Origin of the sequence: Streptomyces sp. NPDC050534 (assembly GCF_044457745.1) — a bacterium.
GTDB lineage: Bacteria > Actinomycetota > Actinomycetes > Streptomycetales > Streptomycetaceae > Streptomyces.
This window is the reverse complement of the sequence record NZ_JBITHF010000028.1, coordinates 1-23,457: the sequence shown is the minus strand read 5'-3', so window position 1 is coordinate 23,457 and position 23,457 is coordinate 1. Positions and strand designations below refer to the sequence as shown.

At 70.0% G+C, this 23,457-nt stretch carries 25 protein-coding genes and 4 pseudogenes; 15 read left to right on the top strand and 14 right to left on the bottom strand.

What is annotated here, in order from left to right; translation table 11 throughout:
- The first annotated feature begins 21 nt into the window (after window positions 1-21).
- The 6 genes from mftE to ACIBN2_RS46050 all read left to right on the top strand — a co-directional run bounded on the left by mftE (window position 22) and on the right by ACIBN2_RS46050 (window position 6,489).
- Complete coding sequence (gene mftE, locus ACIBN2_RS46075; protein ID WP_399143784.1) at window positions 22-825, top strand: mycofactocin biosynthesis peptidyl-dipeptidase MftE; 804 nt, start codon at window positions 22-24, stop codon at window positions 823-825.
- Entirely contained in the window at window positions 822-1,607 is a 786-nt protein-coding gene (locus tag ACIBN2_RS46070) for a mycofactocin-coupled SDR family oxidoreductase (protein ID WP_399143783.1), read from the top strand. The genes mftE and ACIBN2_RS46070 overlap by 4 nt, the downstream gene beginning before the upstream one ends.
- Entirely contained in the window at window positions 1,604-3,100 is a 1,497-nt protein-coding gene (gene mftF, locus ACIBN2_RS46065; RefSeq protein ID WP_399143782.1) for a mycofactocin biosynthesis glycosyltransferase MftF, read from the top strand. Before ACIBN2_RS46070 ends, mftF begins: the two co-directional genes overlap by 4 nt.
- Window positions 3,101-3,224: 124 nt before the next feature.
- Window positions 3,225-5,180, top strand: a complete 1,956-nt coding sequence (gene acs / locus ACIBN2_RS46060; RefSeq protein ID WP_399143781.1) for an acetate--CoA ligase — start codon at window positions 3,225-3,227, stop codon at window positions 5,178-5,180.
- A 26-nt stretch (window positions 5,181-5,206) separates the two neighbouring features.
- A complete protein-coding gene (locus ACIBN2_RS46055) occupies window positions 5,207-5,881 on the top strand; it encodes an SDR family oxidoreductase (protein WP_399143780.1) in 675 nt (224 codons plus the stop codon).
- 44 nt (window positions 5,882-5,925) lie between these two features.
- Window positions 5,926-6,489, top strand: a complete 564-nt coding sequence (locus ACIBN2_RS46050) for an adenylate kinase (protein ID WP_399143779.1) — start codon at window positions 5,926-5,928, stop codon at window positions 6,487-6,489.
- A gap of 12 nt (window positions 6,490-6,501) precedes the next feature.
- On the opposite strand, the pseudogene ACIBN2_RS46045 reads toward ACIBN2_RS46050, so the two are convergent.
- The 5 genes and pseudogenes from ACIBN2_RS46045 to ACIBN2_RS46025 all read right to left on the bottom strand — a co-directional run.
- Window positions 6,502-6,612 (bottom strand): annotated as a pseudogene (locus tag ACIBN2_RS46045) (LysR family transcriptional regulator); the annotation flags it as partial.
- Between the two features lie 52 nt (window positions 6,613-6,664).
- Window positions 6,665-6,763: pseudogene (locus tag ACIBN2_RS46040) on the bottom strand (IS5/IS1182 family transposase); the annotation flags it as partial.
- An 11-nt stretch (window positions 6,764-6,774) separates the two neighbouring features.
- Window positions 6,775-7,083, bottom strand: coding sequence for a hypothetical protein (locus tag ACIBN2_RS46035; protein WP_399143778.1), 309 nt, complete (start codon window positions 7,081-7,083; stop codon window positions 6,775-6,777).
- Window positions 7,080-7,667, bottom strand: a complete 588-nt coding sequence (locus ACIBN2_RS46030; protein WP_399143777.1) for a sigma-70 family RNA polymerase sigma factor — start codon at window positions 7,665-7,667, stop codon at window positions 7,080-7,082. Before ACIBN2_RS46030 ends, ACIBN2_RS46035 begins: the two co-directional genes overlap by 4 nt.
- Window positions 7,664-9,205, bottom strand: a complete 1,542-nt coding sequence (locus ACIBN2_RS46025; protein ID WP_399143776.1) for a sodium:solute symporter — start codon at window positions 9,203-9,205, stop codon at window positions 7,664-7,666. Before ACIBN2_RS46025 ends, ACIBN2_RS46030 begins: the two co-directional genes overlap by 4 nt.
- A gap of 168 nt (window positions 9,206-9,373) precedes the next feature.
- Between ACIBN2_RS46025 and ACIBN2_RS46020 the strand changes: the two genes are divergently transcribed.
- The 4 genes from ACIBN2_RS46020 (at window position 9,374) to ACIBN2_RS46005 (ending at window position 13,005) form a co-directional block, all read left to right on the top strand.
- Entirely contained in the window at window positions 9,374-9,589 is a 216-nt protein-coding gene (locus ACIBN2_RS46020; RefSeq protein WP_399143775.1) for a DUF3311 domain-containing protein, read from the top strand.
- Between the two features lie 59 nt (window positions 9,590-9,648).
- Entirely contained in the window at window positions 9,649-11,796 is a 2,148-nt protein-coding gene (locus ACIBN2_RS46015) for a carbon starvation CstA family protein (RefSeq protein WP_399143774.1), read from the top strand.
- 20 nt (window positions 11,797-11,816) lie between these two features.
- Window positions 11,817-11,987 carry a YbdD/YjiX family protein gene (locus tag ACIBN2_RS46010; protein ID WP_399143808.1) on the top strand — a complete coding sequence of 57 codons (171 nt, stop codon included), beginning with the start codon at window positions 11,817-11,819 and terminating at the stop codon, window positions 11,985-11,987.
- Window positions 11,988-12,072: 85 nt separating this feature from the next.
- Window positions 12,073-13,005 (top strand): hypothetical protein, encoded by a 933-nt coding sequence (locus ACIBN2_RS46005; RefSeq protein WP_399143773.1) that lies wholly within the window; start codon window positions 12,073-12,075, stop codon window positions 13,003-13,005.
- 10 nt (window positions 13,006-13,015) lie between these two features.
- Here ACIBN2_RS46005 and ACIBN2_RS46000 read toward each other — a convergent pair.
- The 3 genes and pseudogenes from ACIBN2_RS46000 to ACIBN2_RS45990 all read right to left on the bottom strand — a co-directional run.
- Window positions 13,016-13,449: pseudogene (locus ACIBN2_RS46000) on the bottom strand (transposase); the annotation flags it as partial.
- A 423-nt stretch (window positions 13,450-13,872) separates the two neighbouring features.
- Window positions 13,873-14,385: pseudogene (locus ACIBN2_RS45995) on the bottom strand (transposase); the annotation flags it as partial.
- Window positions 14,382-14,921 carry a winged helix-turn-helix domain-containing protein gene (locus ACIBN2_RS45990; RefSeq protein ID WP_399143772.1) on the bottom strand — a complete coding sequence of 180 codons (540 nt, stop codon included), beginning with the start codon at window positions 14,919-14,921 and terminating at the stop codon, window positions 14,382-14,384. The gene ACIBN2_RS45990 and the pseudogene ACIBN2_RS45995, both read right to left, overlap by 4 nt.
- 311 nt (window positions 14,922-15,232) lie before the next feature.
- Between ACIBN2_RS45990 and ACIBN2_RS45985 the strand changes: the two genes are divergently transcribed.
- The 3 genes from ACIBN2_RS45985 (at window position 15,233) to ACIBN2_RS45975 (ending at window position 16,872) form a co-directional block, all read left to right on the top strand.
- Window positions 15,233-15,484: a hypothetical protein gene (locus ACIBN2_RS45985; RefSeq protein ID WP_399143771.1), complete on the top strand. Its 252-nt coding sequence runs from the start codon at window positions 15,233-15,235 to the stop codon at window positions 15,482-15,484.
- Window positions 15,481-16,215, top strand: a complete 735-nt coding sequence (locus tag ACIBN2_RS45980; RefSeq protein WP_399143770.1) for an SDR family oxidoreductase — start codon at window positions 15,481-15,483, stop codon at window positions 16,213-16,215. The genes ACIBN2_RS45985 and ACIBN2_RS45980 overlap by 4 nt, the downstream gene beginning before the upstream one ends.
- Window positions 16,216-16,398: 183 nt before the next feature.
- The gene (locus ACIBN2_RS45975; RefSeq protein ID WP_399143769.1) at window positions 16,399-16,872 is read left to right on the top strand and encodes a GNAT family N-acetyltransferase; all 474 of its coding nucleotides are present in this window, start codon (window positions 16,399-16,401) and stop codon (window positions 16,870-16,872) included.
- Window positions 16,873-17,611: 739 nt separating this feature from the next.
- Here the strand turns inward: ACIBN2_RS45975 and ACIBN2_RS45970 are convergent.
- The 6 genes from ACIBN2_RS45970 to ACIBN2_RS45945 all read right to left on the bottom strand — a co-directional run bounded on the left by ACIBN2_RS45970 (window position 17,612) and on the right by ACIBN2_RS45945 (window position 22,190).
- Window positions 17,612-18,499, bottom strand: a complete 888-nt coding sequence (locus ACIBN2_RS45970) for an SDR family oxidoreductase (RefSeq protein WP_399143768.1) — start codon at window positions 18,497-18,499, stop codon at window positions 17,612-17,614.
- Between the two features lie 55 nt (window positions 18,500-18,554).
- The gene (locus tag ACIBN2_RS45965; RefSeq protein WP_399143767.1) at window positions 18,555-18,938 is read right to left on the bottom strand and encodes an MmcQ/YjbR family DNA-binding protein; all 384 of its coding nucleotides are present in this window, start codon (window positions 18,936-18,938) and stop codon (window positions 18,555-18,557) included.
- A 122-nt stretch (window positions 18,939-19,060) separates the two neighbouring features.
- The gene (locus tag ACIBN2_RS45960) at window positions 19,061-19,978 is read right to left on the bottom strand and encodes an NADP-dependent oxidoreductase (protein ID WP_399143766.1); all 918 of its coding nucleotides are present in this window, start codon (window positions 19,976-19,978) and stop codon (window positions 19,061-19,063) included.
- A 52-nt stretch (window positions 19,979-20,030) separates the two neighbouring features.
- Window positions 20,031-20,678, bottom strand: a complete 648-nt coding sequence (locus ACIBN2_RS45955) for a nitroreductase family protein (RefSeq protein ID WP_399143765.1) — start codon at window positions 20,676-20,678, stop codon at window positions 20,031-20,033.
- 55 nt (window positions 20,679-20,733) lie between these two features.
- Window positions 20,734-21,558: an isocitrate lyase/phosphoenolpyruvate mutase family protein gene (locus ACIBN2_RS45950; RefSeq protein ID WP_399143764.1), complete on the bottom strand. Its 825-nt coding sequence runs from the start codon at window positions 21,556-21,558 to the stop codon at window positions 20,734-20,736.
- Between the two features lie 83 nt (window positions 21,559-21,641).
- Window positions 21,642-22,190, bottom strand: a complete 549-nt coding sequence (locus ACIBN2_RS45945) for a carboxymuconolactone decarboxylase family protein (RefSeq protein ID WP_399143763.1) — start codon at window positions 22,188-22,190, stop codon at window positions 21,642-21,644.
- Window positions 22,191-22,377: 187 nt separating this feature from the next.
- Here ACIBN2_RS45945 and ACIBN2_RS45940 point away from each other — a divergent pair, with 187 nt between their 5' ends.
- Together ACIBN2_RS45940 and ACIBN2_RS45935 are read left to right on the top strand one after the other, a co-directional pair.
- Window positions 22,378-23,031, top strand: a complete 654-nt coding sequence (locus ACIBN2_RS45940; protein WP_399143762.1) for a TetR/AcrR family transcriptional regulator — start codon at window positions 22,378-22,380, stop codon at window positions 23,029-23,031.
- Between the two features lie 37 nt (window positions 23,032-23,068).
- Entirely contained in the window at window positions 23,069-23,299 is a 231-nt protein-coding gene (locus tag ACIBN2_RS45935) for a hypothetical protein (RefSeq protein ID WP_399143761.1), read from the top strand.
- Window positions 23,300-23,457 lie beyond the last annotated feature (158 nt).

The following is a 23,457-nucleotide window of genomic DNA, read 5'->3' as shown; positions in this document are numbered from 1 at the left end:
GCGTCGGCCGAATCGGGGACGGTGTCGGCCGAACCGGCAGGGGTCGAATCGAGGAGGCCGAAGGCCGACGCGTCCGGGCCGTCGACCCGCCTCGCCCACCACGCCTGGCCGGACCTCGAAGGGCGCGCCCCGCTGGTGCTGCTGCCCCTCGGTTCATTCGAGCAGCACGGCCCGCATCTCCCGCTGGACACCGACACCGCCGTGGCCTCGGCGGTCGCCGGGCGCGCCGCGGCCCGGCTGTGCGGCGAGGTGGAGGTGCTGGTCGCGCCCGCCCAGTCGTACGGGGCCAGCGGCGAGCACGAGGGGTTCCCCGGCACGGTGTCCGTCGGCCACGACGCGCTGCGCCTGCTCGTCACGGAGATCGGCCGCTCGATGCTGCGCTGGGCAGGCCGCCTGCTCGTGGTGAACGGGCACGGCGGCAATCTGGTGAGCCTGGCCGGCGCGGTGACCGGACTGCGCGCGGAGAGCCGCGACGTCGCCTGGTGGCCGTGTCTGCCGCCGGGTTCCGACGCCCACGCGGGCCGCACCGAGACCTCGATGATGCTCCGGCTGCGGCGCTCCGCCGTACGCACGGACCGGGCCGTCGCCGGACCGACCGACCCCATCCATCTGCTGTTGGACCGGCTGGTCGCCGAATCGGTCCGCGGCGTCAGCCCGTCCGGCGTCCTGGGCGACCCGGCCGGGGCCCGCGCGAGCGAGGGCGAACGGCTCTTGGAACGTATGGCGGACCGCCTCGCCACCGACATCCGGGCCTGGCAGGTCTCCGGGCGCGGCCGACTCGGCACGGCCGAACGGCAGCCCGTGGCCGTGGGAGCGATGCGATGAGCGGCCCAAGGGTCGCCGTCGTCACCGGTGCCGCCCGGGGCATCGGCGCGGCGACCGTCCGCAGGCTCGCCCGCACCGGCTGGGCGGTGGTCGCCGTCGACCGCTGCGCCGACGACCCCGACGTACCGTATCCACTGGCCGAACCCGCCCAACTGGACATGTTGGCAAAGGAGTTCGAGCTCGTCCGCACACTTCAGGCCGACGTCCGCGACGAGGTCGCCCTGCACGCCGCCGTCGAGAGGGCCGAGCGCGATTTCGGCGGTCTCGACGCCGCCGTGGCTGCGGCCGCCGTCATGCTCGGCGGCGGGGCGGTGTGGGAACAGACCGACGCGCAGTGGCGGACGCTGCTCGACGTGGACGTCATGGGCGTGGCGCACCTCGCCCGCGCCGCCGTACCCGCCCTGCTGCGTCGGCCGCAACCGCGCACCGGCCGGTTCGTCGCCCTCGCCTCGGCCGCCGCGCACCGCGGACTGTGGGGACTCGGCGCCTACTGCGCCGCCAAGCACGCCGTGGCCGGCCTGGTCCGCGGCCTCGCCTGCGACCTGCGGGACACCGGGGTGAACGCGGTCGCCGTGTCGCCCGGCTCGACCCGTACCGACATGCTCCGGGCCACGGCGGATCTCTACGACCTGCCGGAGGTCGACAAGCTCGCCGAACAGCAGCTGACCGGGCGGCCGTTGGAGCCCGAGGAAGTGGCCGCCGTGGTCGCCTGGGCCTGCTCGGCCGACTCCTTCGCCGTCACCGGCTCCGTACTCCACGCGGACGGAGGCTTCACCGCATGACACTCCTACGGCATCCCGAAGATTCCCCGGCGTCCGCGCCGGACGGCCGGCTTGTCGCCCCCGCGCAGGTCACACTGCCCGATGGATTCGCAGTCGAACTCGCCGCCGGCACCCACCGATCGCGGGACGGCCGGCTCATGGTCGGCGGCTCTCCGCTGCGGCTGATCCGACTCACGGACGCCGCGGTCCGCCGGCTCGGCGAAGGCCGGTTCACCGTGACGGACGCGGCGAGCGCCGTGCTCGCCCGGCGGCTCCTGGACTCCGGCATCATGCACCCCCGCCTCGTCCCGGCGCCGGTCGCCGACACCACCGTCGTGATCCCCGTGCGCGACCGCGCCGACCGGCTCGACCTCCTGCTGAGCGCGCTGCGCGCCGATGCCGCGACCTCGGGCCTGCCGATGCTGGTCGTGGACGACGGCTCCCGGGACCCTGCCGCCCTGGCCGCGGTGGCCCGGCGCCACGACGCCCGGCTGCTGACGCACCCGTACAACAGGGGCCCGGCGGCGGCCCGCAACACGGGTCTGCGCCAGGCCCGTACCTCCTACGTGGCGTTCTGCGACTCCGACGTGGTGCCCGAACCCGGCTGGCTCGCAACGCTGCTGGCGCAGTTCGCAGATCCCGCGCTGGCCCTCGCCGCACCACGCGTGACCGCGCTGCCGGTGCCCGATCCCGGACGCCTCGACCGCTACGAGGAGAACAACTCGCCGCTGGACATGGGCGCTTCGGAAGGGCCGGTCGTCCCCCTCTCGGCCCTTTCCTACGTGCCCAGCGCGACCATCGTGGTCCGCCGCGAGGCCGTCGGCGCCGGCTTCGACGAGGCCATGCGTGTCGGTGAGGACGTCGACCTGTGCATGCGTCTGTACGAGGCGGGCTGGCGGGTGCGCTACGTCCCGTCCGCCCGCGTGGGCCACCGGCACCGCACCGACCTGTGCAGCTGGCTCGCCCAGCGGGCCCAATACGGCACCGGAGCCGCCGACTTGGCCCTGCGCCACCCCGGCCAGGTGCCGCCGCTCTACGTCGCCCCCTGGTCGTTGGCCGCCTGCGCGCTGCTGCTGCGCGGCAGGCCGGGCCCGGCCGCGCTGGCCGCGGGTCTGACGGCGGCGACCGCCGTGCGCGTGGCCCGCAGGATGCCCGACGCCGACCATCCCGCCCGGGCGGGCGCTCTGCTCTCGCTGGCCGCCCTGCGCGGCACCGGCGAGCAGCTCCTGACCTGTGCCACCCGCCACCACTGGCCGGTCGCGGTCGCTGCGGCCGCCGTCAGCCGCCGCGCCCGGTACGCGCTGATCGCCGCTGCCGTCGCCGAAGGCCTGGTGGACCACCGCCGCTCCGGCACCTCCCTCTCCGCGCCCACGCACGCCGCACTGCGCCGCCTGGACGACCTGGCCTACGGCTTCGGCGTCTGGCACGGCGCGGTGCGCCGCAGGACCGCGGCACCGCTGCGGCCACGCCTTGCGCTGCGGATGGTGAGCCGCTGGACGTCGGCGCGACCGTAGGCGAAGGCCGCGGTGCGCGCGCCGTCCGGCGCGACCACCAACCTCCCACCAACCCTCTCCGGCCACCATGAGCCGACCCGCCCGCAGCGCCCGCTCCCGGCACCCGCACCCCTGGAGGATCCGCATGTCCCCGCGCTCCGACCACCTCGTCCGCCCCGAGAGCCCGCGTCCCACCGGCGGCGGGCCGACGCCCGGACCGTCCGAGCCGGCTGCGGACGACCGCCTTGCGTTCTGGGCGGAGCAGGCGGGACGGCTGCACTGGGACACCGGGTGGAGCCAGGTCCTCGACTGGTCGAATGCTCCCTACGCCCGCTGGTTCGGCGGAGGCCGGCTGAACGTGGCGTACAACTGCGTGGACCGGCACGTCGAGTCCGGCCACGGCGGCCAGGTCGCCTTCCATTGGGAGGGCGAGCCGGGCGACACCCGCACGATCACCTACGCGGAGCTTCAGCACGAGGTCTGCAGGACCGCAAATGCCCTGCTTTCGCTGGGACTTGAGACCGGGGACCGTGTTGCCATCCAGCTGCCCATGATTCCCGAGGCCGTGTTCGCCATGCTGGCCTGCGCACGGCTCGGGCTGCCGCACAGCGTGGTGTTCGGCGGGTTCTCCCCGGCCGCGCTCCGGTCCCGGGTCGAGGACGCCGAGGCGCGGCTGCTGATCACCTCGGACGGCCAGTACCGCCGGGGCGGGGCCGAGCCGATGAAGGCGAACACCGACGAGGCGATCGCGGCCACGCCCTGCGTCGAGCACGTGCTGGTGGTCCGCCGTACCGGCCTCGAGGTGCCCTGGACCGAGGGCCGCGACCTGTGGTGGCACGAGCTCGTCGGCGCCCAGTCGGACCGGCACACGCCCGAGTCCTTCGACTCCGAGCACCCGCTGTTCGTCCTGTACACCTCGGGCACGACCGGCCGGCCGAAGGGCATCCTGCACACCTCGGGCGGCTATCTCACCCAGGCCGCGTACACCCACAGCACCGTCTTCGGCCTCGATGCCGACAGCGACGTCTACTGGTGCACGGCCGACATCGGCTGGATCACCGGCCATTCGTACATCGTCTACGGGCCGCTCGCCAACCGCACGACGTCCGTGATGTACGAGGGAACGCCCAACACCCCGCACGAAGGACGCCACTTCGAGATCGTCGAGAGGTACGGCGTCTCCGTTTACTACACCGCGCCCACCCTCATCCGTACGTTCATGAAGTGGGGCGAGGACATCCCGGCGCGTCACGACCTGTCCTCGATCCGGGTGCTGGGCAGTGTCGGTGAGCCCATCAACCCCGAGGCGTGGCGCTGGTACCGCGAACACATCGGCGGCGGCCGAGCGCCGGTCGTGGACACCTGGTGGCAGACCGAGACCGGCGCCGTCATGATCGCGCCCCTGCCCGGTGGCCCTGCCGCGAAGCCGGGTTCGGCCCAGACCCCGCTGCCGGGGATCTCCGCCAAGGTCGTCGACCACGAAGGCCGGGAGGTCGCCAGGGGCGAGAGTGGCTATCTGGTGCTCGACCACCCGTGGCCGTCGATGCTGCGCGGTGTGTGGGGCGACGACGAGCGCTACCGGGAGACGTACTGGTCCCGATTCCCCACGCAGGGCTACTACTTCGCCGGGGACGGCGCCCGCTACGACGAGGACGGCGACATCTGGCTGCTCGGCCGGGTCGACGACGTCATGAACGTCTCCGGGCACCGGATCTCCACCGCAGAGGTCGAGTCGGCGCTCGTGTCGCACCAGTCGGTGGCGGAGGCCGCCGTGGTGGGCGCCTCGGACTCCACGACGGGCCAGGCCATCGTCGCCTTCGTCATCCTGCGCGGTGCGGCGGCCGAGGCCGCGGCGGGCGGGGAGGACGTGGTTCCGGCGCTGCGCGACCACGTGGCCCAGGAGATCGGTCCCATCGCCAAGCCCCGCCAGATCATGATCGTCCCCGAACTCCCCAAGACCCGCTCCGGAAAGATCATGCGCCGCCTGCTGCGGGACGTCGCGGAGAACCGCGAGGTCGGAGACGTCACCACACTCGCGGACTCCTCGGTCATGGACCGGATCAACGCAGGCCTCGCCGGTGGATCTCCGCAGGCCGACTGACACACGCGGCACGAAGGGACACGGACATGCACAGCGCAAGCACCAAGACCGGCCGGGTCGCGCTGGTCACCGGCGGCGGCGACCTGACCACCACCGTGCTGGAGAGCCTCCTGGCCCGCGGCGTCCAGGTGGCGCTCGCGGGGCCCGACGCCGAGCAGGCACGCCGGACGGCACCACCGGGAGCACCGGTGCTCGCACTGCCTCGCGTCCACGACGATCTGACCGCGCTCGCCGGAGCGGTCGACACCGTCGTCGAACGCCTCGGCCGCCTCGACCACTTGGTGAACGTGATCGCGACCCGCCCCCGGCAGGGTCCGCTGATGGAACTGGACCCGGCGGCCCTGAGCGACGCCCTACGCAGCGGCATCGTGACCCCGCTGGCCTGCGTGCAGCGCGCGTACCGGCGGTGGATGGCCGCGAACGGCGGCTCAGTGGTCAATGTCGTCGCGACGACGGCACGCGGCGGTCCGCAGGACGCGGCCCTGGCCGGGCTGACCGAGCTGACGGAGTGGCTGGCCGCCGAGCTGGGGCCACGGGTGCAGATCGCCACCGTCGTACCCAGTCCGCTGGTCGGCACCGGCGCGTACCGGGCGGGCGTGGCCGAGGCCGTGTGCGACCTGCTGACCCGCCGGACCAGCCGGGCGCAGGGCCCGGTGTTCGTGCTCGACGAGGAACCCGCCTGCCCCTTCGAGGCCGCCTGACCGCAAGTGATCACGACACGAGAACCGAAAGGTGCGCAACACGGATGAGACTCGTCCTCGTCGGACCTCCTGGTGCGGGCAAAGGCACCCAGGCGGCCGCTCTCAGCGAGCGGCTGGGTGTCCCTCACATCTCCACCGGAGACCTGTTCCGGGACCACGTGGCACGCGGGACCCCGCTCGGGCGTGACGCCCGGCGCTACCTCGACAGCGGCGCCCTCGTGCCCGACCACGTCACCGGCGGGTTGGTCCGCGAACGGCTCGCGCACTCCGACGCCCGGCACGGCTTCCTCCTCGACGGATTCCCCCGCACGGTGCCGCAGGCGCGGGAACTCGCCGCCGTCCTGGGCGCCACGGGCTCAGCACTGGACGCGGTGCTGGAGTTCACCGCTCCCGAAGACGTCGTCGTGGCACGGCTGTTGGGCCGCGGCCGGCCGGACGACACCGAGGACGTCATCCGCCGTCGGCAACGCGTCTACGAGCAGCAGACCGCACCCCTCCTGGCCCACTACGCGGCGATCCTGCTCACGGTCCGGGCCGTGGGCCCCGTCGAGGACATCACGGAGCGGGCCATGGCGGCCCTGTCGGAGGCGGAACGCCGTGCCGGGTGACCGCGCGCCCGGTCAGTCGCCCCGGCAGAGGGCCGTGAGCAGTTCGACGGCGGTCCGGGTGGCGGGGTGCGGGGCGTCCCGCCACCAGGCCAGGCGTACGGCGATGGGCTCGGCGTGGCGGACCGCCGAGGTTCGTCGGGCGTCGACCGGAGAGGGGCCGGGGGCGGTGGCGCTGGGCCAAGCTGTGTCGTCGGGTGATGCTGAGCACGGCCCGATGGACGCCGTTGCCCTTCAGGAGGCAGTTCCGCAGGATTTTCCACCCTCTGCTGTGGGCACCGCCTGCGATCAGGGGTGGGGCCGGGGAAGTGACGCGTGACTGACCGCGGTCGTCGAGAAGATCACGCCCTGGTGCGACGGCGTCTGGTTGAGCACCCACAGGCCGATCAGCGTGGCCAGCGTGAAGACGACGGCGATCAGGACGGCGAGCACCAGCCGGCGCCGGCGTTCGCGCCGCAGCCACTCGCCGCGTGCCGTGCGGTAGGCGTCGGGGGCGGCCCGCACTCCGTCGGCGAGCGCGGCGAGGGCCTCGCTCAGTTCCCGCTCGGTGCGGTCCGGATCGGTGTCAGGCGACGGAGTCGCGTCTCGCTGCGTCATCGCCGGGCCTCCATCGCGTGGGTCAGTGCGGCGATGCCGCGTGCGGTGTGGGTCTTCACCGACCCGGAGGAGATCCCCATCGCGGCGGCGATCTCGCTCTCCTTCAGCCCGAGCCAGTGCCGCAGCACGAGCGCCTCGCGCTGCCGGGACGGGAGTTGCTGCAGTGCGTCGATGAGTACCCGCTGGTCGTCGCGCAGCAGCGCCGTACTCTCGGCGGAGGCGACGGACTCGTCCGGGAGGACGGGCGGGTTCTCCACGTGCTTGCGGGCGACCTGGAGGTGACGTATCCGCATCCGGGTCAGATTGCAGACCGTGGAGCGCAGATACGCCTCCGCCGCCTCCACGTCCCTCAGGCGCCGCCACTTGCGGTAGATCTGGTAGTACGCCTCGGCCACCACGTTCTCCGGGTCGTCCGCGCCCAGCAGCACGGCCAGGCGCAGCATCGAGGAGTAGTGCAGCTCGAAGAGCCGGGCCAGCGTGGCCTCGCGCTCCAGTTCGGCCGGGTCGGGCAGCGCGGGCGCGAGCGTCTCGCCCGGCAGCTCGACCTGCGGCTCCGGCGCGGGAGTCGGTTGTCTGCGTCTCACGGTCGGTTCGCTCCCGTCTCCGGGCTCCGCCTGACACTCAGGCGGGGCGGCAGGTCGGTCAGGTCGGCGCCGCGCGGGGCGCCGAGACGTTCGGCAACGGCGGTGCCTGCCACCGCCACGATCAGGTTGAGCAGCAGTGCGGCCAGGCCGGCGTAGATCTCCAGCGGGCCGGAGCCGAGCGGCACGATGGACGAGAATCCCTCGCGCACGACCAGGTAGGTGCCCGCGGCCATGCCAACGCCCCATCCGGCGAGCAGCGCCCGAGGATGCAGCCGCCCGGTGAACAGGCCGACGGCCACGGCCGGGAAGATCTGCAGGATCCAGACCCCGCCGAGCAACTGGAGGTTGATCGCGTCCTGGTCGCGCAGCCCGAACACGAACGCCACCGCCCCCAGCTTCGCGGTCAGCGAGACCGCCTTGGCGATGCGCACCTGCCGCTTGGGCGTGGCGGTCGGATGCACGTACTCGACATACACGTTGCGTACGAAGCTGGTGGCGGCCGCGATCGACATCACCGCCGCGGGGACCAGCGCCCCCACGGTGATCGCGCCGAACACCAGCCCGGCCAGCGGGCCGGGCATCAAGCGGTCGACCAGCATCGGAACGGCGGCCTCGGCGCCGCCCTTCGGCGCGCGCACGCCCGTCGCGAGGGCCGCGATGCCGAGGAACCCGAACAGCGCGAGGAGCCCGGTCCAGGCGGGCAGCGCCACCGAGACCTTGCGCAGGGTGCGCGGTCCGTCGGCGGCGAACCCGGCCGTGAGCACGTGCGGGTACATCAGCAGGGCGAGCGCGGAGCCGAGGGCGAGGGTGGCGTAGGCGGGCTGCTGGGCGGGGGAGAGGAGCAGCGCCGGCGTACCGAGCTTCTGGGCGGCTCCGTCGAACACCCTGCCCGGCCCGCCGATCCGCTCCAGGACCAGCCAGGTGACCGCGGTGAGCGAGACGAAGACGGCGACCGCCTTGAGCGCCGAGATGACGGTCGGCGCCCGCAGCCCGTGCCGGTAGGTGGCCACCGCGAGCCCCGCGAACAGCGCCACCATCACCAGGTCCCCGGTCGCACCCCGCGGATAGACACCCCCGGCTGTCAGTACCGCGCGTATGCCGAGCAGTTGGAGCGCCAGGTAGGGCATCGTCGCGAGGATTCCGGTCAGCGCCACCACCAGGGCCAGCGAGGGCGATCCGTATCGTCCGCGCACGAAGTCGGCGGCGGTGACATAGCCGTGCCGGCGGGCGACCTCCCACAGCCGGCTCAGCAGCACGAAGGCGATCGGGCAGACGATCACCGTGTACGGCACCGCGAAGAAGGCGGGCGCACCGTTGCCGTACGCCAGTCCCGGTACGGCGGTGAAGGTGTACGCGGTGAAGATCGTGCCGCCGAGCAGGAACCAGGTCCACACCGGGCCCAGGCTGCGGTCGGCCAGCGCCCAGCCTTCCAGGGACGGCAGCCGGTCGCTGGCGTGCAGGCGTCGCGCGGTCACGGCGAGAAGCGACGCCCCGCCGATCACGGCGAGGAACGTCGCGGTCATGGCGCCGTCGGCCATGGGTCACCGTCCTTGGTGTGCCTGAACCCTCGCGCAAGAGTTGCGCGTGCCCCGTGAACGGATGACAGGGAACCGGCGGGAAATTTCCCTGAAATTCGCTGTCAACCGGTCCCGGGGGGTGGGCAACTCTTGCACAGACCGACAGCGAGCGGGAGAGGAGCGCAGGTCATGGCACGGATCGGTCATCACCGGCTACGGCGCGTCGCGATCGCCGTACTGCTCCTCGCGCCCGCCGCAGGCCTGCTGTGGGTCCCCTGGTACGCCGGAGCCGAGCCACGGCTGGCCGGCACGCCGTTCTTCTACTGGTACCAGCTCGCCTGGGTGCCGGGGTGCGGCCTCTGCCTGCTCGCGGCGTACGCGCTGACGGACCGACATCGCCGCTGACTCTCTCTTCCTCATTTCTGACCTGTTTGTTGTCACACCGTTTCCGGTGAGGAGCCGCCATGCCCGCAACAGCCCTGCCCGAAGCCGATCCTCAGGCGCCTGAAAAGTCGCGTATATCCCTACGATCGATCCTGCTCTGGGCCACCGTCGCCCTGCTCGGCGCCGTCGCCTGGGGCGTCCTCGCCCTCGCCCGCGGCGAGAGGATCTCCGCGGTCTGGCTGGTCGTCGCCGCCCTGGGCTCGTACGCCATCGCCTACCGCTTCTACTCCCGCTTCATCGTCCGCCGGGTGCTCAAGCCGGACGACCGCCGGGCGACTCCTGCCGAACGCCTGGAGGACGGCGTCGACTTCCACCCCACGGACCGCCGGGTGCTGCTGGGCCACCACTTCGCAGCCATCGCCGGAGCCGGACCGCTGGTGGGGCCGGTCCTCGCGGCCCAGATGGGATATCTGCCGGGCACCCTCTGGATCGTCGCCGGGGTGATCTTCGCGGGAGCGGTGCAGGACATGGTGGTCCTGTTCCTGTCCATGCGGCGGGACGGCAAGTCGCTCGGGCAGATGGCACGGGAGGAGATCGGCCGGGCGGGCGGCGCCGCGGCCCTGATCGCGGTGTTCGCGATCATGATCATCCTGCTCGGCGTGCTGGCCCTGGTCGTCGTCAACGCCCTCGCACACTCCCCGTGGGGTACCTTCTCCGTCGCGATGACCATCCCTATCGCCCTGTTCATGGGCTTGTGGATGCACCGGATCCGGCCGGGCCGGGTCGTCGAGACCAGCATCATCGGCGTGGCGCTGCTCCTGCTGGCGATCATCGGCGGCAGCTGGGTCCAGGACTCCTCGCTCGCGTCCGCCTTCACCCTCAGCCCGACCAGCCTCGTCTTCTGCCTCATCGGCTACGGCTTCGTCGCCTCCGTGCTGCCGGTGTGGATGCTCCTGGCCCCGCGCGACTACCTCTCCACCTTCATGAAGGGCGGCACCATCGCGCTGCTCGCGATCGGCGTCGTCGTGGCCGCTCCCGTCCTGCACGCGGACGCCGTCAGCAAGTTCGCCACCTCGGGCACGGGCCCGGTCTTCGCCGGCTCCCTCTTCCCCTTCCTGTTCATCACCATCGCCTGCGGCGCCCTGTCCGGCTTCCACGCCCTGGTCTCCTCCGGCACGACCCCGAAGCTGATCCAGAAGGAGTCCCAGGTCCGGATGATCGGCTACGGCGCCATGCTGATGGAGTCGTTCGTCGCGGTCATGGCGCTGATCGCCGCCGCGGCCCTGGAACCGGGCCTGTACTACGCGATGAACGCACCCGCCGGACTCCTCGGCACGACGGCCGAGTCCGCGTCCCACGCCGTGGCCGGCCTCGGCTTCACCGTCACTCCTGACCAGCTCACCCACGCGGCGAGCGCAGTGGAGGAGCAGACCCTGATCGCCCGCTCCGGCGGTGCCCCGACCCTCGCGGTCGGCATGTCGGAGATCTTTTCCGGCGTCTTCGGCGGCACCGCGATGAAGGCCTTCTGGTACCACTTCGCGATCATGTTCGAGGCACTGTTCATCCTGACCACCGTCGACGCGGGCACCCGGGTCGGACGCTTCATGCTCCAGGACATGCTCGGCAACGTGTGGAAGCCGATCGGCCGGGTCAACTGGAAGCCGGGGATCTGGCTGTGCAGCGGCCTGGTCGTCGCGGCCTGGGGCTACTTCCTCTACTCCGGCACCACCGACCCGCTCGGCGGAATCAACCAGCTCTTCCCGCTCTTCGGCATCGCCAACCAGCTCCTGGCCGCCGTGGCCCTCGCGGTCTGCACCACTGTCCTGATCAAGTCCGGCCGGCTGCGCTGGGCCTGGGTCACCGGCGTCCCGCTCGCCTTCGTCACCGCCATCACCTTCACCGCGGGCTGGCAGAAGATCTTCTCCGGCGACCCCAAGGTCGGCTTCTTCGCCCAGCGCGCCAAGTACGCCGACGCCCTCGACGCGGGGCAGGTGCTCCCGCCCGCCAAGACCCTCGACGACATGCACACCGTGGTCACCAACTCCACCGTCGACGGCGTGCTGATCTCGCTGTTCCTGCTGCTGGTCGCCGTCGTGATCGCGAATGCCGCGGTGGTGTGCGTACGGGCCGTACGGTCGCCCGGCACATCGGTGACCACCGAGGCGCCGTACGTCGAGTCCCACATCGACGTGCCCGAGCCGATCAGCGAGCCGCTGGTGGAGGTCTGATCGTGAACGCCAGACGGTGGATGCGGGCGGTCGGCTGGTACCTGCGCGAGCTGACCGGGGAGGCCGAGTACGACCGCTACTGCGAGCGCCACCGGCGCCACCACCCGCTCGCGCCGGTTCCGACCCGCCGCGAATACCAGGTGCTGCGCACGCTGCACCGGGAGGCCCATCCGCAGGGCCGCTGCTGCTGACCGGGGGCCTGCCCGCCGGCAGGCCCCACGGCGGGCGCGCCGACCGCGCGCCCGCCCGTCACACGAGACCGGGACCGGGACCCAGATGCTCAGACGCCGCTCAGCCCTGCTGATCCGCCCCGAACTCGACGACCACGCCCTGCACTCGATCCTGGACGAACTCCGTCCGGGTCGGCAGCTCCACGGTCTGGGCGCGGGCCCCACGCGTCCGCCCTGGGGACCGGCCGCCGACCTGCTGAATGCCACGGGACGGGACTGGGACCGCCGGGTGCACCGGGTCGCCGTGCTGGCCCGGAACCTGCCGCCCTCGGTCGGCGACCGGTGGTCCGCGGACCGGCCCGGCGACGGGAACGCTCTGGCACTGGGGGCCTGGGCGGGTGCGATCCGGGCCGCGGGCGAAGGAGGGGGCGCCGCCCGGGAGGCAGAGCGGGCGTGCCTGCGGGCAGCCGAGTGCTGCCCGCAGGACCCCACTCCGTGGCTGGCGCTGCTGCAGCTGATGCACTCCTTCGCGGTCCCGCCGCGCGACGCGGTCCCGGTGTGGAGCGAGGCCGTCACCCGCGCCCCCTGGCTGCGAACCGCCTACCACCAGCTGCTGCGCTATCTGTCCCCGCGCGGTCACGGCTCGGTCCTCGACATGCTGGACTTCGCCCAGCAGGCCGCGGACCGAGCACCCCACGGATCACCGCTCGCGCTGCTCCCCGTAGCGGCCCGAGTCGAACTCGTCGCGCACCGGCAGCAGTTGATGCCCCTGGGCGCCGAGAGCCACTGGCACGAACCGCGGGCTGCCGACGAGGTGGCATCGGCTCTGTCCGACTGGTTCTCCGCTGCCACCGCACCGCACGCGGAGGCCGTCGCCGACCTCAACATTCTCGCCTTCGCCCTCATCCGCATCCACCGCCCGGCCGAGGCCGCGGCCGTGTTCCGGCGCATCGGCCGCCACATGACACTGCACCCGTGGGAACTGCTGCCCGAACCGCAGCGCACGTTCCTGTACTGGCGCGACCGTCTCGGACACTGAAGGTCATTACTCCTCCGGTTCTACGGTCGACGGGGCTGGGACCGCTTTTGGGCCCCTACGGGCAGCCCGCACATGCGAGGAGTCGATCACCGTCCGGGACCAGTCCAGCTTGTCCTTCGACCGCAGATTCTCCAGCAGCAGCACATGCAACTGCTCCCACACGCCTGCCTCGTGCCAGGCCGCCAGCCACCGCCAGCAGGTCATACCCGAACCGAAGCCCAGCTCCTGCGGCAGGTACTCCCACTGGATGCCGGTGTGCAACACGAACAGGATCCCGCACAGCGCCTGCCGGTCCGGCACTCGAGGCCTGCCCTCGACCAGCTTCGGCGCCGGCACGGGCAGTAACGGCTCGATCAGCGACCACAGTTCATCCGACACGATCCACGGCCGCGACTGGCGTTTCCCCACACCCAGACCAACGAGCCGACAAGCCAACAGCCACATGATCAAACGCTTTTGTCAGAGCCAGTAACCGAGGCACCCGCCATCTGGATCGACGACGACTTCACCAGCCTCGACCACGACTTGGCCCTGGAACGAACTGCACGAGGGCAGGAGACCGCCCTGATTCAGCCCGACTCCCACGTCGGACTACTTGTCGAGCACCTTGTCGAGGTTCCGGCGTGGATCGTCCAGCTGTTTCATACGCACCAGCGGGATGCCTTGCTCCATTCGGGGCAAGCCGAAGCCGCCTGAGATGAGTCCGAGGCGGGTGACGTTCGCCATGGTGGGCGCCCGAGCAACTTCGACGCCGGTGATCTGAACGTGGGCGAGTTGGGGAGTGCCGCGAGTTCGGCCCATGGCGTTTGAGCAGCTGCACACACGGTCCTGCCCACCGACGCCTCCCACCTGACCTTTCCGTTGCGTTGCCGTGTCGAGCGTGAGTCCGGTTTCGGCGAGGCAGCCGTCGATGAGGTGGGTGCGTCGTTGGATGCGTCGCATGCCGCTGCGGACGGCTTGGACGAGGTGGTCGCGGTCGCGGAAGACGACGTTGGCGGTGGTGCTGCGCCGTAGTAACGACCAGATGCCCTCGACCGGGTTGAGGTCGGGCGCATAGCTGGGCAGCTGGACGATGGTGACCCAGTCGTGCTCGGCCGCGTACTGCCGTAATCGACTGCAGCGATGAACATTCAGATCGTCCCAGACGACCACGAGGGGACCTCCGAGCTGAAGGTGAGCCCGGACAAGCAGGTCGCGGTAGTCCTGCCAGGTGAATCCCCGATGATGTCCCTGGATGCGGGGACGGTAGATCAGCCGACTGCGTTCGCCGGACTTGAAGCAGGCCAGCGCGGCCATGATGCGGCCGCGGGAGGCGCCGTTGAACCGGACCACGGGCGTGCCGCCTTTCGGTGCCCAGGTGCGAGAGGGGTGCGACGTCATCGAGACGGCGGCTTCGTCCTCGAAGACCAGCCATGCCCCGAGCGCCGCCGCGGTGGCTTTGCCCGGGGCCAGGACTCCTTCACCCAGCCGGCCACCGCCGCATCGTCACGTTCCACCGCCCGCCGCGCAGGCTGCTGACACGACCAGCCGTGCCGCCGCAGCAGCTCCCAAACACCTCGGATCGACAGCGACACCCACAGCTCATTGGCGATCAGCAGTCGTACCCGCGTCAGCGTCCAGCGCTCATCTGCCCAGCCCTGAGCCATCGCGCCCTCCGGCAGGAGCGGCTCAAGTACGGCGAAGTCACCGTCGTCGATCTTCGGCCGCTTCGCAGGGCCCGACGTGCACAGGGCCCCTCGCCCTCCCTCCCGCCAGGACCGGCGCCACCGTTCCACCGACCGCACGCTGACCCGGAGGCTTTTGGCTATCACCGCGTTCTTCTCACCCCGTCCGAAGCCGTCGGCGGCGAGTATGCGCACCCGCTCCCGCGCGGCCTGGCCCTGCGGAGTGAGGCCACCACCCTGCGGATACCTCATGCCCGCGAACTACCGCAGGGATCAAGCGATGTCACCCCCGACAACTCGACGGAACGGTCAGTAACAGCCCTTGGTTGTCCTACCCGCGCCGGCGCTCGCCTGGCCGTGCGTCGAGGCTGCCGGCGGACGCCGATGAGCTGACGCCTTCCCGATCAGCTGCGTGACGTCGAGACGCGCGTAAGAAGCAGCGGCTCCCCTGACACTAATCTGCCGTCGCGCAGGGGAAGTGGTCCGAGTGGTCCCTCTGGGCTGACGCGGTCGGCCGCGGGGGCGGATGTGATCCAGCGAAGGGAATGACGAGGGAACGGCTGGTGAAGGTGCTGGTGGCGAGTGTGTCGTGGTGGGAAGCCACGAGTGAGGCGATCGTGAGTTTCGAGGGATGCCCACTTCTCGCCGGACTCGGTCACCACATGGCAATTGAGCCGGCGCCGCATGTTCTTCGGGGCAACGCGGTCGCACGGGCGGCGGTGACGACACTCTTCAAGGCAAGCAGCGCGACCGGTGCGGTCGTTGACGTGGACGGCGCCGTCGTGGCAGGACGTGACCAAAGGGCGGACGCATGAAAGTCGGTGTGATCGGCGGGACCGGGATCATCGGGTCGCGGGTGGTGAACGTCCTGAACGCGAGCGGGTACGAGGCCGTGCCACACTCGCGGTCCACCGGACTGGACCTGTTGAGCGGGAAGGGTCTGTCCGAGGCGTTGTCGGGAACCGATGTCGTCGCGAACCTGACTGACTCGCCGACCTCCGATGAGGCCGCTCTCGACCTTTTCCGGACGACGACGGAAAACCTCCTGAGGGCCGCCGAGTCCGCCGACGTCGGCCACGCGGTGGTCCTCTCGATTGTCGGCGTCGACCTCGTGCCGGGCCTCGTGTGCTACCGCGCCAAGGTGTTGCAAGAGGACATTCTCAAGGCCGGTTCCGTGCCGTACTCGATCGTCCGCGCCACGCAGTTCTTCGAGTTCATGGACACGGTGATGTCGTGGACCTCCGACAGCAAGACCGTCCGCCTGCCGGCCACGCGCGTCCAGCCCACAGCCGCGGCAGACGTCGCTCAGGCCGTGGCCGCGGTCTGCGTCGGTGCCTCATTGAGGGGCACCCGCAACGTCGCCGGCCCCGAGGTCTTCACCCTCGACGAGCTGGGCCGGATCACTCTGGCCGCGCGTGGTGACCAGCGCAGCGTCGTCACCGACAGCAAGGCCGGCATCTACGCCGCCGCCTCGGGAGACGCTCTCATAGCCGAGGGTGACGCAGTTATCGCCACAACCACCTACCGGGATTGGCTCACGTCGTGACCGAGACGGAGCCTGCACGACGTCGGTGGCGCGGGCGCCGGCCGTACGGAGACGCCCGCTTCGGAGACCAGGCCGACGTACGCCGACCATCGGCCTCAAGCGCTCGGGAGGACAGGGAGCACAGAAAGGCTGCACCACTCAATTTAGGACAGACCTACAGGTCCCCCGACAGAAAGTGTGACCATGGCGATCAATCTAGAAGCCGAGGCTTCCGCCAGGGAAGAGAACAACGCTGCGCTCATCGCTGCTTTGAACAGGTCAAGTCTCAGTGAGGCGGAGTCCAGCTGGGAGCTCGACGTCCTCAACGACGCGGAGCACGGTCGCTGGGTCGCCGCCCTCGGTCCCGAAGCCATCGGCGAGCTCTCGTACCGGTTCGTGGGCGGCCGCGTCGTGCTGCTGACGACCTGGGTCGACCCTGCCTACCGCAATCATCGGGTGGCTACGGAACTCGTCTCTCGCGTGCTGGACGAGATCCGCGAAACCGGGAAGAAGATCACCATCATCTGCCCGGTGGTGGGTGAGTTCATCGAGCGCAACCCGGAGTACGCCGACCTGATCGACAAGGTCCATCCCGGCGCCGGCGCCTATCCCAAGCACGAACCCGCGGGGGTCGGACCTGACGAGGAGCTCACCGCGGTCGAGCGCGACCTGGCGTAGCCGTCCGGTGTCCCAATGTGGATGACTGTCACGGCATCTGAGGTGTGCGACGTGTTCACCAGGAATGGCCACTCGTAGCAGCCCGACAGGACGGTCGGGACCCGGCCATCCACTCGACGGCGGCCGCGGCGCGGTTGCGTCTTCCCGTGGACGCCACGCACCTCACGGTCACGGTCCCGGACATTCTCAAGGCTGCCCCGGGTGGCCCGGCGGTGGAGTGGTCCGTGCGGGTGCGCAACTCGGCGGGCGAGCGCACCCGCTCGGGCCTGCGCATTGCGGTTGCCCTGTCACCCGCGTCAAAGGACGCGTCCGTGCAGCACGTGCGCTGGTCGATCGATCGGAGGGCGGTGGGAGGTCCTGACCGGGCGAACGTACACGGAGACCGACGTGTTCTCCCTCAAGCCGGGTGCGTCACGGACCCTCCGGGTCCGCATCGCCCTGCCGGTCGGCCCGGCCCTGGCGAGCTCTGGCGGCGTCGGTGCCGTCCTGTGGGCCTCGGTCGGCGCCCCCTGGTGGCCGTCCGGCCCGGACCTGCCTTCAGGGTCACCATCGACCCGTTGTCCACCAACGTTCTCACCGACCCCACCGCGGGCTGACTCCGACGGGTGAGCAGCCGGCCGAGGTCACAGTCCTCGGCCAGGGCGGCATCGTCACCCTTGTGCGTGATGGCACCTGGAGCCTGACCAGTCAGTCTCAGATCCGTGGCCAATTGGCCATTCAGCGGCCACGTTCGTGAGATTCAGCCCAGGGCGGGATAGCCGCCGGCTGCGAGGTCGTCGATCAGGCTCGGGTGGGCGGGCTTCCAGTCGAACTGTTCCCGGGTCTGTGCGCTCGACGCGGGCATGTCGAGCGCGAACAGGCGACCGATGAGGCCGAAGCGCTCAGGCGGCGCCGACTCGACCGGCATCGCGAGAACTCCGCCGATAGCCTCGGCCAGCGACCTCATGGTGTCGCTCTCGTCGGCTACCGCGTGCAGGACCGTGCCCGGCGCAGCCTCCTCGAGTGCGAGGCGGAACAGCGGGGCGACGTCAAGCCGGTTGACCGCCGGCCATCGCTGCGTGCCGTCGCCGACGTACGCTGACACGCCCGTTTTCTGCGCGACGGCGATGAGGACCGAGCAGAAGCCGTACGTCGACCCGCGCTGGTGCACGGAGCGCGGCAGCCGCACGACAGAGGATCGGACGCCCTGGGCGGCCAGGGTCAGCACCACGTCGGAGGTGCGGCCGCGGCCACCGACCGGACCGTTGGTGGTGTCGGGGTCCTCCTCGGTGGAGAGGTGGCCCGGCACCATCGGCGTGAGGCCGGCATGGACGAACGGCTTGCCACTGCCCGCGAGTGCGGCCGCGAGGGTCTGCACGGCGCGCTCTTCCTCGTCGATGCCCTGCTCCAAGTTGCTCCAGTCGTTGCTGAAGGCCAGGTTGATGACACCGTCTCCCTGCGCGGCGCCGGCGCGGAGGCTGTCAAGGTCGCTGAGGTCGCCGCGGAGCGGCGTCCCGCCGCCGGCAGCGACGGCCGCAGCCGCCCTGTCGGAGCGGACGAGGCCGAGGACCTCGTGACCGGCGGCGATGAGGTCGGGAACGACGACTGAACCGATGCTGCCGCTGGCGCCGGTGACGAACACGCGCATGGGAGCCTCCGGAAGGCTGCTGCGACGCCGCGTCGCAGGATGGGTATGGCGAGGGTCAGGCGTGGCGGTCGTAGATGTGCGGATCCACGGGTTGCCTGGACTTGGGAAGACCGCCGACCACGAGACGGTAGGAGTCGGTGACGAGTTCCTTCACCAGGTTGCCGTCGACGGTGTCTCCGCCCTCCACTGTGATCCAGCGTCTCTTGTTCATGTGGTAGCCAGGGGTGATGTCTGCGTACTGCTCACGCAGGGCGGTGACGTCGTCCGGATCGGCTTTGAGGATCACGACGGGGCGTCCCGGCATGTCGGTCATCAGCATGAAGACCTTGCCGCTCACCTTGTGGAGCTCCCAGTCGGGGTCGAAACGATGCTCCTGGTCGGCGCCGGGCAGGTCCGCGGTGTGGTCACGCGCGATCTTCTGCAGTTCCTGTCCGTCCAAGGTGATCAACTCCTCTGTCGGTTCGAGTGCCTGGCGTGTGTCGGTTCGGGTCCTACCGCCGGTCGTTGGCCGCGGCGTAGATCAGGACCAGGCCTGCCGGTAGGACCGTGACCGTCCACTGCCTACGCAAGGACGCGGATGATGGTCTTCCCGAGGCGTCGCGTGGTGGGGTTGAGGGCGCCGATGGCATCGTCGAGGCTCGCGATGTCACCGATGTTGGTCCGCAGCCGTCCGTCCCGCACCCGCTGCACGATCTCACCGAGTTCGGCGCGATCGGCTTCGACGACGAAGTCCACGGCCAGGCCGTCAACGGGCCGTGCTTCCACCGGGCCGACGATGGACACCAGGGTTCCTCCGGCCTTGATCAGGGCGGCGGACTGCTGTTGAACGTCGCCACCGATGACATCGAAGACCATGTCCACGTTGCCGACGTCTTTGAGCGCGTCGTTCTCGAGGTCGACGAACTCGTGGGCGCCGAAGTCAAGTGTCTTCTCGCGGTCGGCGGCGCGGCCGGTGCCGATGACGTAGGCGCCGGCTTCACGTGCGAGTTGCGTGACCATCGTCCCGACTGCGCCGGCTGCGCCGTGGGCGAGGACGGTCTGGCCGGCCTGGAGGCGGCCGTGCTGGAACAGTCCCTGCCACGCGGTCAGACCTGAGATGGGCAGGGACGCGCCTACCGTGAAGTCGACGTCGCCTGGCAGCGGTGCGAGATTGCGTGCTTCGATCGCCACGTACTCCGCGAGGGTGCCGTCGCGGTGCCAGTCGGCGAGGCCGAAGACCCGCTGCCCGATCGAGAGGCCCGTCGTGCCGTAGCCGAGGGCGGTGACCACTCCGGCCAGCTCGTGGCCGGGGATCGACGGTGTCTTGTCATGGCCGGCGCGATCGGCCCAGGTCGAGGGCCACTCCATTTCTGTAGGGACGAATCCCGATGCATGGATCTGAACGATGACGTCGTTGATCGCCGCGATCGGCTCAGGCCGCTCCGTCAGCGTCATTCCGGCCGTTCCCGCGGCCTGGTCGGTGACCACAATGGCTTTCATCGAAATGCCTCTTCCTCGAATGTGTGGTGGGTGTTCGTTTCCGGGCGGGTTCCTAGATGAAGGTGAACAGCTGGTCGGTGTCGAAGCGCGAGATCGGAGTGGTGTACACCTTCTCCGCGTCGGGGTAGCCGAGGGCCAGCAGCACCGTGGTGGTGTGTCCGTTCTCGCGGATCTTGAACGCCTTGTCGACGGTGATCGGGTCGAAGCCCTCCAGCGGCGTGGCCTCGACGCCGAGTTCGGCGGCCGCCATCATGGTCAGGCCCACCGCCATGTAGGTCTGCTTCTCCATCCAGTGGTTCAGGTCCTTGTAGCCGTAGTTGCGCAGGTTGAGGAAGTCCCGGGTCATGGATTCCCACCGCTCCTGCTTGGACGGGTCAGGGAAGCGGCCGTCGGCCTTCTCCTTCGTGAACACCGCCTCGAGGTGGGTGTCGGGCAGATCTGCCCGGGTGGTGAGGATGATGGTGTGCGACGCGTTGAGGATCTTCTCGGCGTTGTCCTGGAATCGTTCGCCCAGGTTGTTGGCGAGCCGCTCTTTGCCTTCGGGTGTGGCGAGGACGTAGAAGTGGTTGGGCTGTACGTTCACCGATGACGGCGTGGAGCGTAGGAACCGCAGCAGTTGCTGAAGGGTTTCTTCCGGGATGGTCTTGCTGGGGTCGAAATACCTGGTGAGGTGCTTGTTCATGAGCTTGTCGAGATTCATGTCTGCCTTCTTCGTGTGATGAGTCGGTAAGGAGCGGTGGCCCGCAGGGTCTGGGCTATTTCGTGCCGCGGGCAAGTAGTTCGCCGATGCGCTCGAAGCTGATGCCAGTCGTCGCCGAGGCGAGGTCACCCGCGACGAGAGCCTTGATGGCCTGGTCGAGTGCCTGCATCGCGTGGGTGTAGAGCGCGGGACCCACGCTGATGCGCTTGACCCCGGCCTTCTGCAGTTCGGAAACGGTCAGCACCTTGTCCGCGGGCGAGATGAGGACATTCACCGGTGTCGGTGCGACGGCGGTGACGATCGCGACGAGTGCGTCGAGGTCGGGTGGGAAGGGGGCGTAGAGCACGTCCGCGCCGGCCTCGGCGAAGGCGGTCAGACGCCGGATGGTGTCGTCGAGATCGGGTCGCCCCTGGAGGAAGTTGTCGGTGCGGCCGGTGACGACGATGCGCCCTTTGGCTGCCTCGACGGCGCTGCGTACGCGGTTGACCGCCTCGTCGAAGTCGCGGATCGGTTGATCGGGATTGCCCGAGGTGTCTTCGATCCCGATACCGGCCAGGCCGGACGCGATGGCCACCTCCACGGTTGCAGCGACCTCTTCAAGCGTGTCGCCGTAGCCGTCCTCGAAGTCTCCGTTGACGGGCAGCCCGGTGAGACGGCCGAACATCCGTGCATGCTCGAGGTGCTCGCCACGGGTGACTTCGTGACGCCCGTCGGACCGGCCGAGTGTGGTGGCGAGTGCCGCCGATGACGTCGCGATCGCCTCGAAGCCGGCATCGGCCAGCATCAGCGCCGAGAGGCCGTCCCATGCGTTTGGCATGACGAGGCCCCCGTCTCGGGTGTGCAGCGCCATGAATTCTTCATAGAGTTCGGAGCCCGGCATGCCGACGAACCTTTCCCGAGTGATCGTTTTGGGCGGTGAGGGGTTACCGGCTGTGTGCGCGGCTTCGACGGGGGGCGCAGCGATCAGGCGGGCGTAGCGGCCGAGCTGACGGCGGGGATGTCGATGTCGGTCTGGTTGACGTTGTTGATGAAGTTGGTCAGCAGGACCTGCACCGTCACCGTCACGATCGCCAGGATCTGTGCGTCGGTGTATCCGGCGTCTCGCACGGCTGCGAGGTCGGCGTCGCTGACCTGGCCGCGGCTCTCCACCACCTGCTGAGCGAAACGAGCGACCGCGGCACGCTGGGGGTCGATCGAGCTTCCAGACCGGGCCAAGTCGATGTCATCGCCCGACATGCCGCCGAGTTCGGACGATACGTAGGTGTGCATCGCCAGGCAGTAGTCGCAGCCGTTGGCCTGTGACACGGCCAGTGCGATGGTGTGCCGCGTCTTCGCGTCCAGAACCCGGCTCAAGGTGCTCTGCAGGGTCATGACGACGTCGAGGACGGTCGGGTTCGACGCGAGGGTCGCGAACATGTTCGGGACGAAGCCGAACTGTGCGCCGATGTTGTCGAGGACGCTCTTCGCGCCGTCCGGGACGTCGTCGGGAGAGGGAACGTTCAGGCGTGACATGGCGAATCGACCTCCGGTGAGTTGTGAAAGGTCAGCGTCGGGCCCAGGGCGGTTCTTACTGCTGCAGAGACCCAGTCGCCGTTGTGACGGCGAACCCTGCGACATTTTTTGGGCTGCCCGGCCCACTTCCTGGAGTGAACACCACCCGTTTCTGGGCTGTCAAGCCCAATCTGGGGTATCGTTAAGCATGACCTCGACTACGGCAGCTCGGGCCCCTCACACGCTCACGGCAAAGGGGCAGGCAACGCGCGCCCGCATCGTGGAGCAGGCTGCGGAACTCATCTACACAAAGGGAGTCCACGCAACCAACAACGAGCAGCTCCGCCGCGCCGCCGGCGTCAGCGGATCGCAGCTCAACCACTACTTCCCGACCAAGGAGAGTCTCGTCCTGGCCGTGATCGCCTGGCAGGCCGAGCGCATCCTCTCGTTCCACCGTGACGAGCGATTCGCAGGCTTCGACAACCTCGACGCGGTCCGGGCGTGGGCGGATTACTACGTCGGCTACGAGCGCGCCTACCAGGAAGGCTGCACCCTCGGCTCCCTCGCGAGCGAGATCATCAAGACCGACCTCGACGTGCACGACGAGCTCGCGGGTGCGTTCGACCAGTGGAGGGGGATCTTCCGCGAGGGAATCGAGCGCATGCAGCAACTCGGCCGCATCAGCACTGAGGCAGATCCCACGCAACTGGCCAATCTGTTCCTTGCCGCCTTCCAGGGCGGCATGCTCCTCGCCCAGGTCGCGCAGGACATCGCCCCACTCAAAGAGGCGTTGCAGGCAGCCATCGACTACTTGCAGACCTTCGCGACGTCGCCCGACGTCGACGAACTCCAAGCCCGGTAGCCGCCTCCATGTGGGTCGGACCGACAACCCTCACGTCGTGGTCACCAAAGGAACAAAGGCCGGGCGAAGCCTGGCCTCCACCGCTTACCTCTCCCACGTCCTCGACGACTGCGGCTTCCCGCCCCGGATGATCCGCAGCACCCGCCTTGTCGACATGGTGAACACGCTGGACCCCAAGCTCGTTGCCGCCGCCTTCGGCATGGACCCGCAGGCCACCCTGATCTATCTCGCCGACCACGTCGACGAGGTCCGTCTGCCGGATCCGTGACCCGTTCGCCTGGCTAACGAAGGCGCAGGCCCCCCGGAAGTTCCTCTTCAATGATCTCGACCAGCTGTCCGCGTACTCGTCTGAGTGCACCACCGAGTACGAAGTTCTGTGCACCACTGCTCAGGCCACGTCGGTGTCCCGCTCGATGGCCTGGAGGC

Coding starts and splice junctions, on each gene's coding strand:
- ACIBN2_RS46070 (WP_399143783.1), top strand. CDS start 822: ATGAGCGGCCCAAGGGTCGCCGTCGTCACCGGTGCCGCCCGGGGCATC.
- mftF (WP_399143782.1), top strand. CDS start 1,604: ATGACACTCCTACGGCATCCCGAAGATTCCCCGGCGTCCGCGCCGGAC.
- acs (WP_399143781.1), top strand. CDS start 3,225: ATGTCCCCGCGCTCCGACCACCTCGTCCGCCCCGAGAGCCCGCGTCCC.
- ACIBN2_RS46055 (WP_399143780.1), top strand. CDS start 5,207: ATGCACAGCGCAAGCACCAAGACCGGCCGGGTCGCGCTGGTCACCGGC.
- ACIBN2_RS46050 (WP_399143779.1), top strand. CDS start 5,926: ATGAGACTCGTCCTCGTCGGACCTCCTGGTGCGGGCAAAGGCACCCAG.
- ACIBN2_RS46035 (WP_399143778.1), bottom strand. CDS start 7,083: ATGACGCAGCGAGACGCGACTCCGTCGCCTGACACCGATCCGGACCGC.
- ACIBN2_RS46025 (WP_399143776.1), bottom strand. CDS start 9,205: ATGGCCGACGGCGCCATGACCGCGACGTTCCTCGCCGTGATCGGCGGG.
- ACIBN2_RS46020 (WP_399143775.1), top strand. CDS start 9,374: ATGGCACGGATCGGTCATCACCGGCTACGGCGCGTCGCGATCGCCGTA.
- ACIBN2_RS46015 (WP_399143774.1), top strand. CDS start 9,649: ATGCCCGCAACAGCCCTGCCCGAAGCCGATCCTCAGGCGCCTGAAAAG.
- ACIBN2_RS46010 (WP_399143808.1), top strand. CDS start 11,817: ATGCGGGCGGTCGGCTGGTACCTGCGCGAGCTGACCGGGGAGGCCGAG.
- ACIBN2_RS46005 (WP_399143773.1), top strand. CDS start 12,073: ATGCTCAGACGCCGCTCAGCCCTGCTGATCCGCCCCGAACTCGACGAC.
- ACIBN2_RS45990 (WP_399143772.1), bottom strand. CDS start 14,921: ATGAGGTATCCGCAGGGTGGTGGCCTCACTCCGCAGGGCCAGGCCGCG.
- ACIBN2_RS45980 (WP_399143770.1), top strand. CDS start 15,481: ATGAAAGTCGGTGTGATCGGCGGGACCGGGATCATCGGGTCGCGGGTG.
- ACIBN2_RS45975 (WP_399143769.1), top strand. CDS start 16,399: ATGGCGATCAATCTAGAAGCCGAGGCTTCCGCCAGGGAAGAGAACAAC.
- ACIBN2_RS45970 (WP_399143768.1), bottom strand. CDS start 18,499: ATGCGCGTGTTCGTCACCGGCGCCAGCGGCAGCATCGGTTCAGTCGTC.
- ACIBN2_RS45960 (WP_399143766.1), bottom strand. CDS start 19,978: ATGAAAGCCATTGTGGTCACCGACCAGGCCGCGGGAACGGCCGGAATG.
- ACIBN2_RS45955 (WP_399143765.1), bottom strand. CDS start 20,678: ATGAATCTCGACAAGCTCATGAACAAGCACCTCACCAGGTATTTCGAC.
- ACIBN2_RS45950 (WP_399143764.1), bottom strand. CDS start 21,558: ATGCCGGGCTCCGAACTCTATGAAGAATTCATGGCGCTGCACACCCGA.
- ACIBN2_RS45945 (WP_399143763.1), bottom strand. CDS start 22,190: ATGTCACGCCTGAACGTTCCCTCTCCCGACGACGTCCCGGACGGCGCG.
- ACIBN2_RS45940 (WP_399143762.1), top strand. CDS start 22,378: ATGACCTCGACTACGGCAGCTCGGGCCCCTCACACGCTCACGGCAAAG.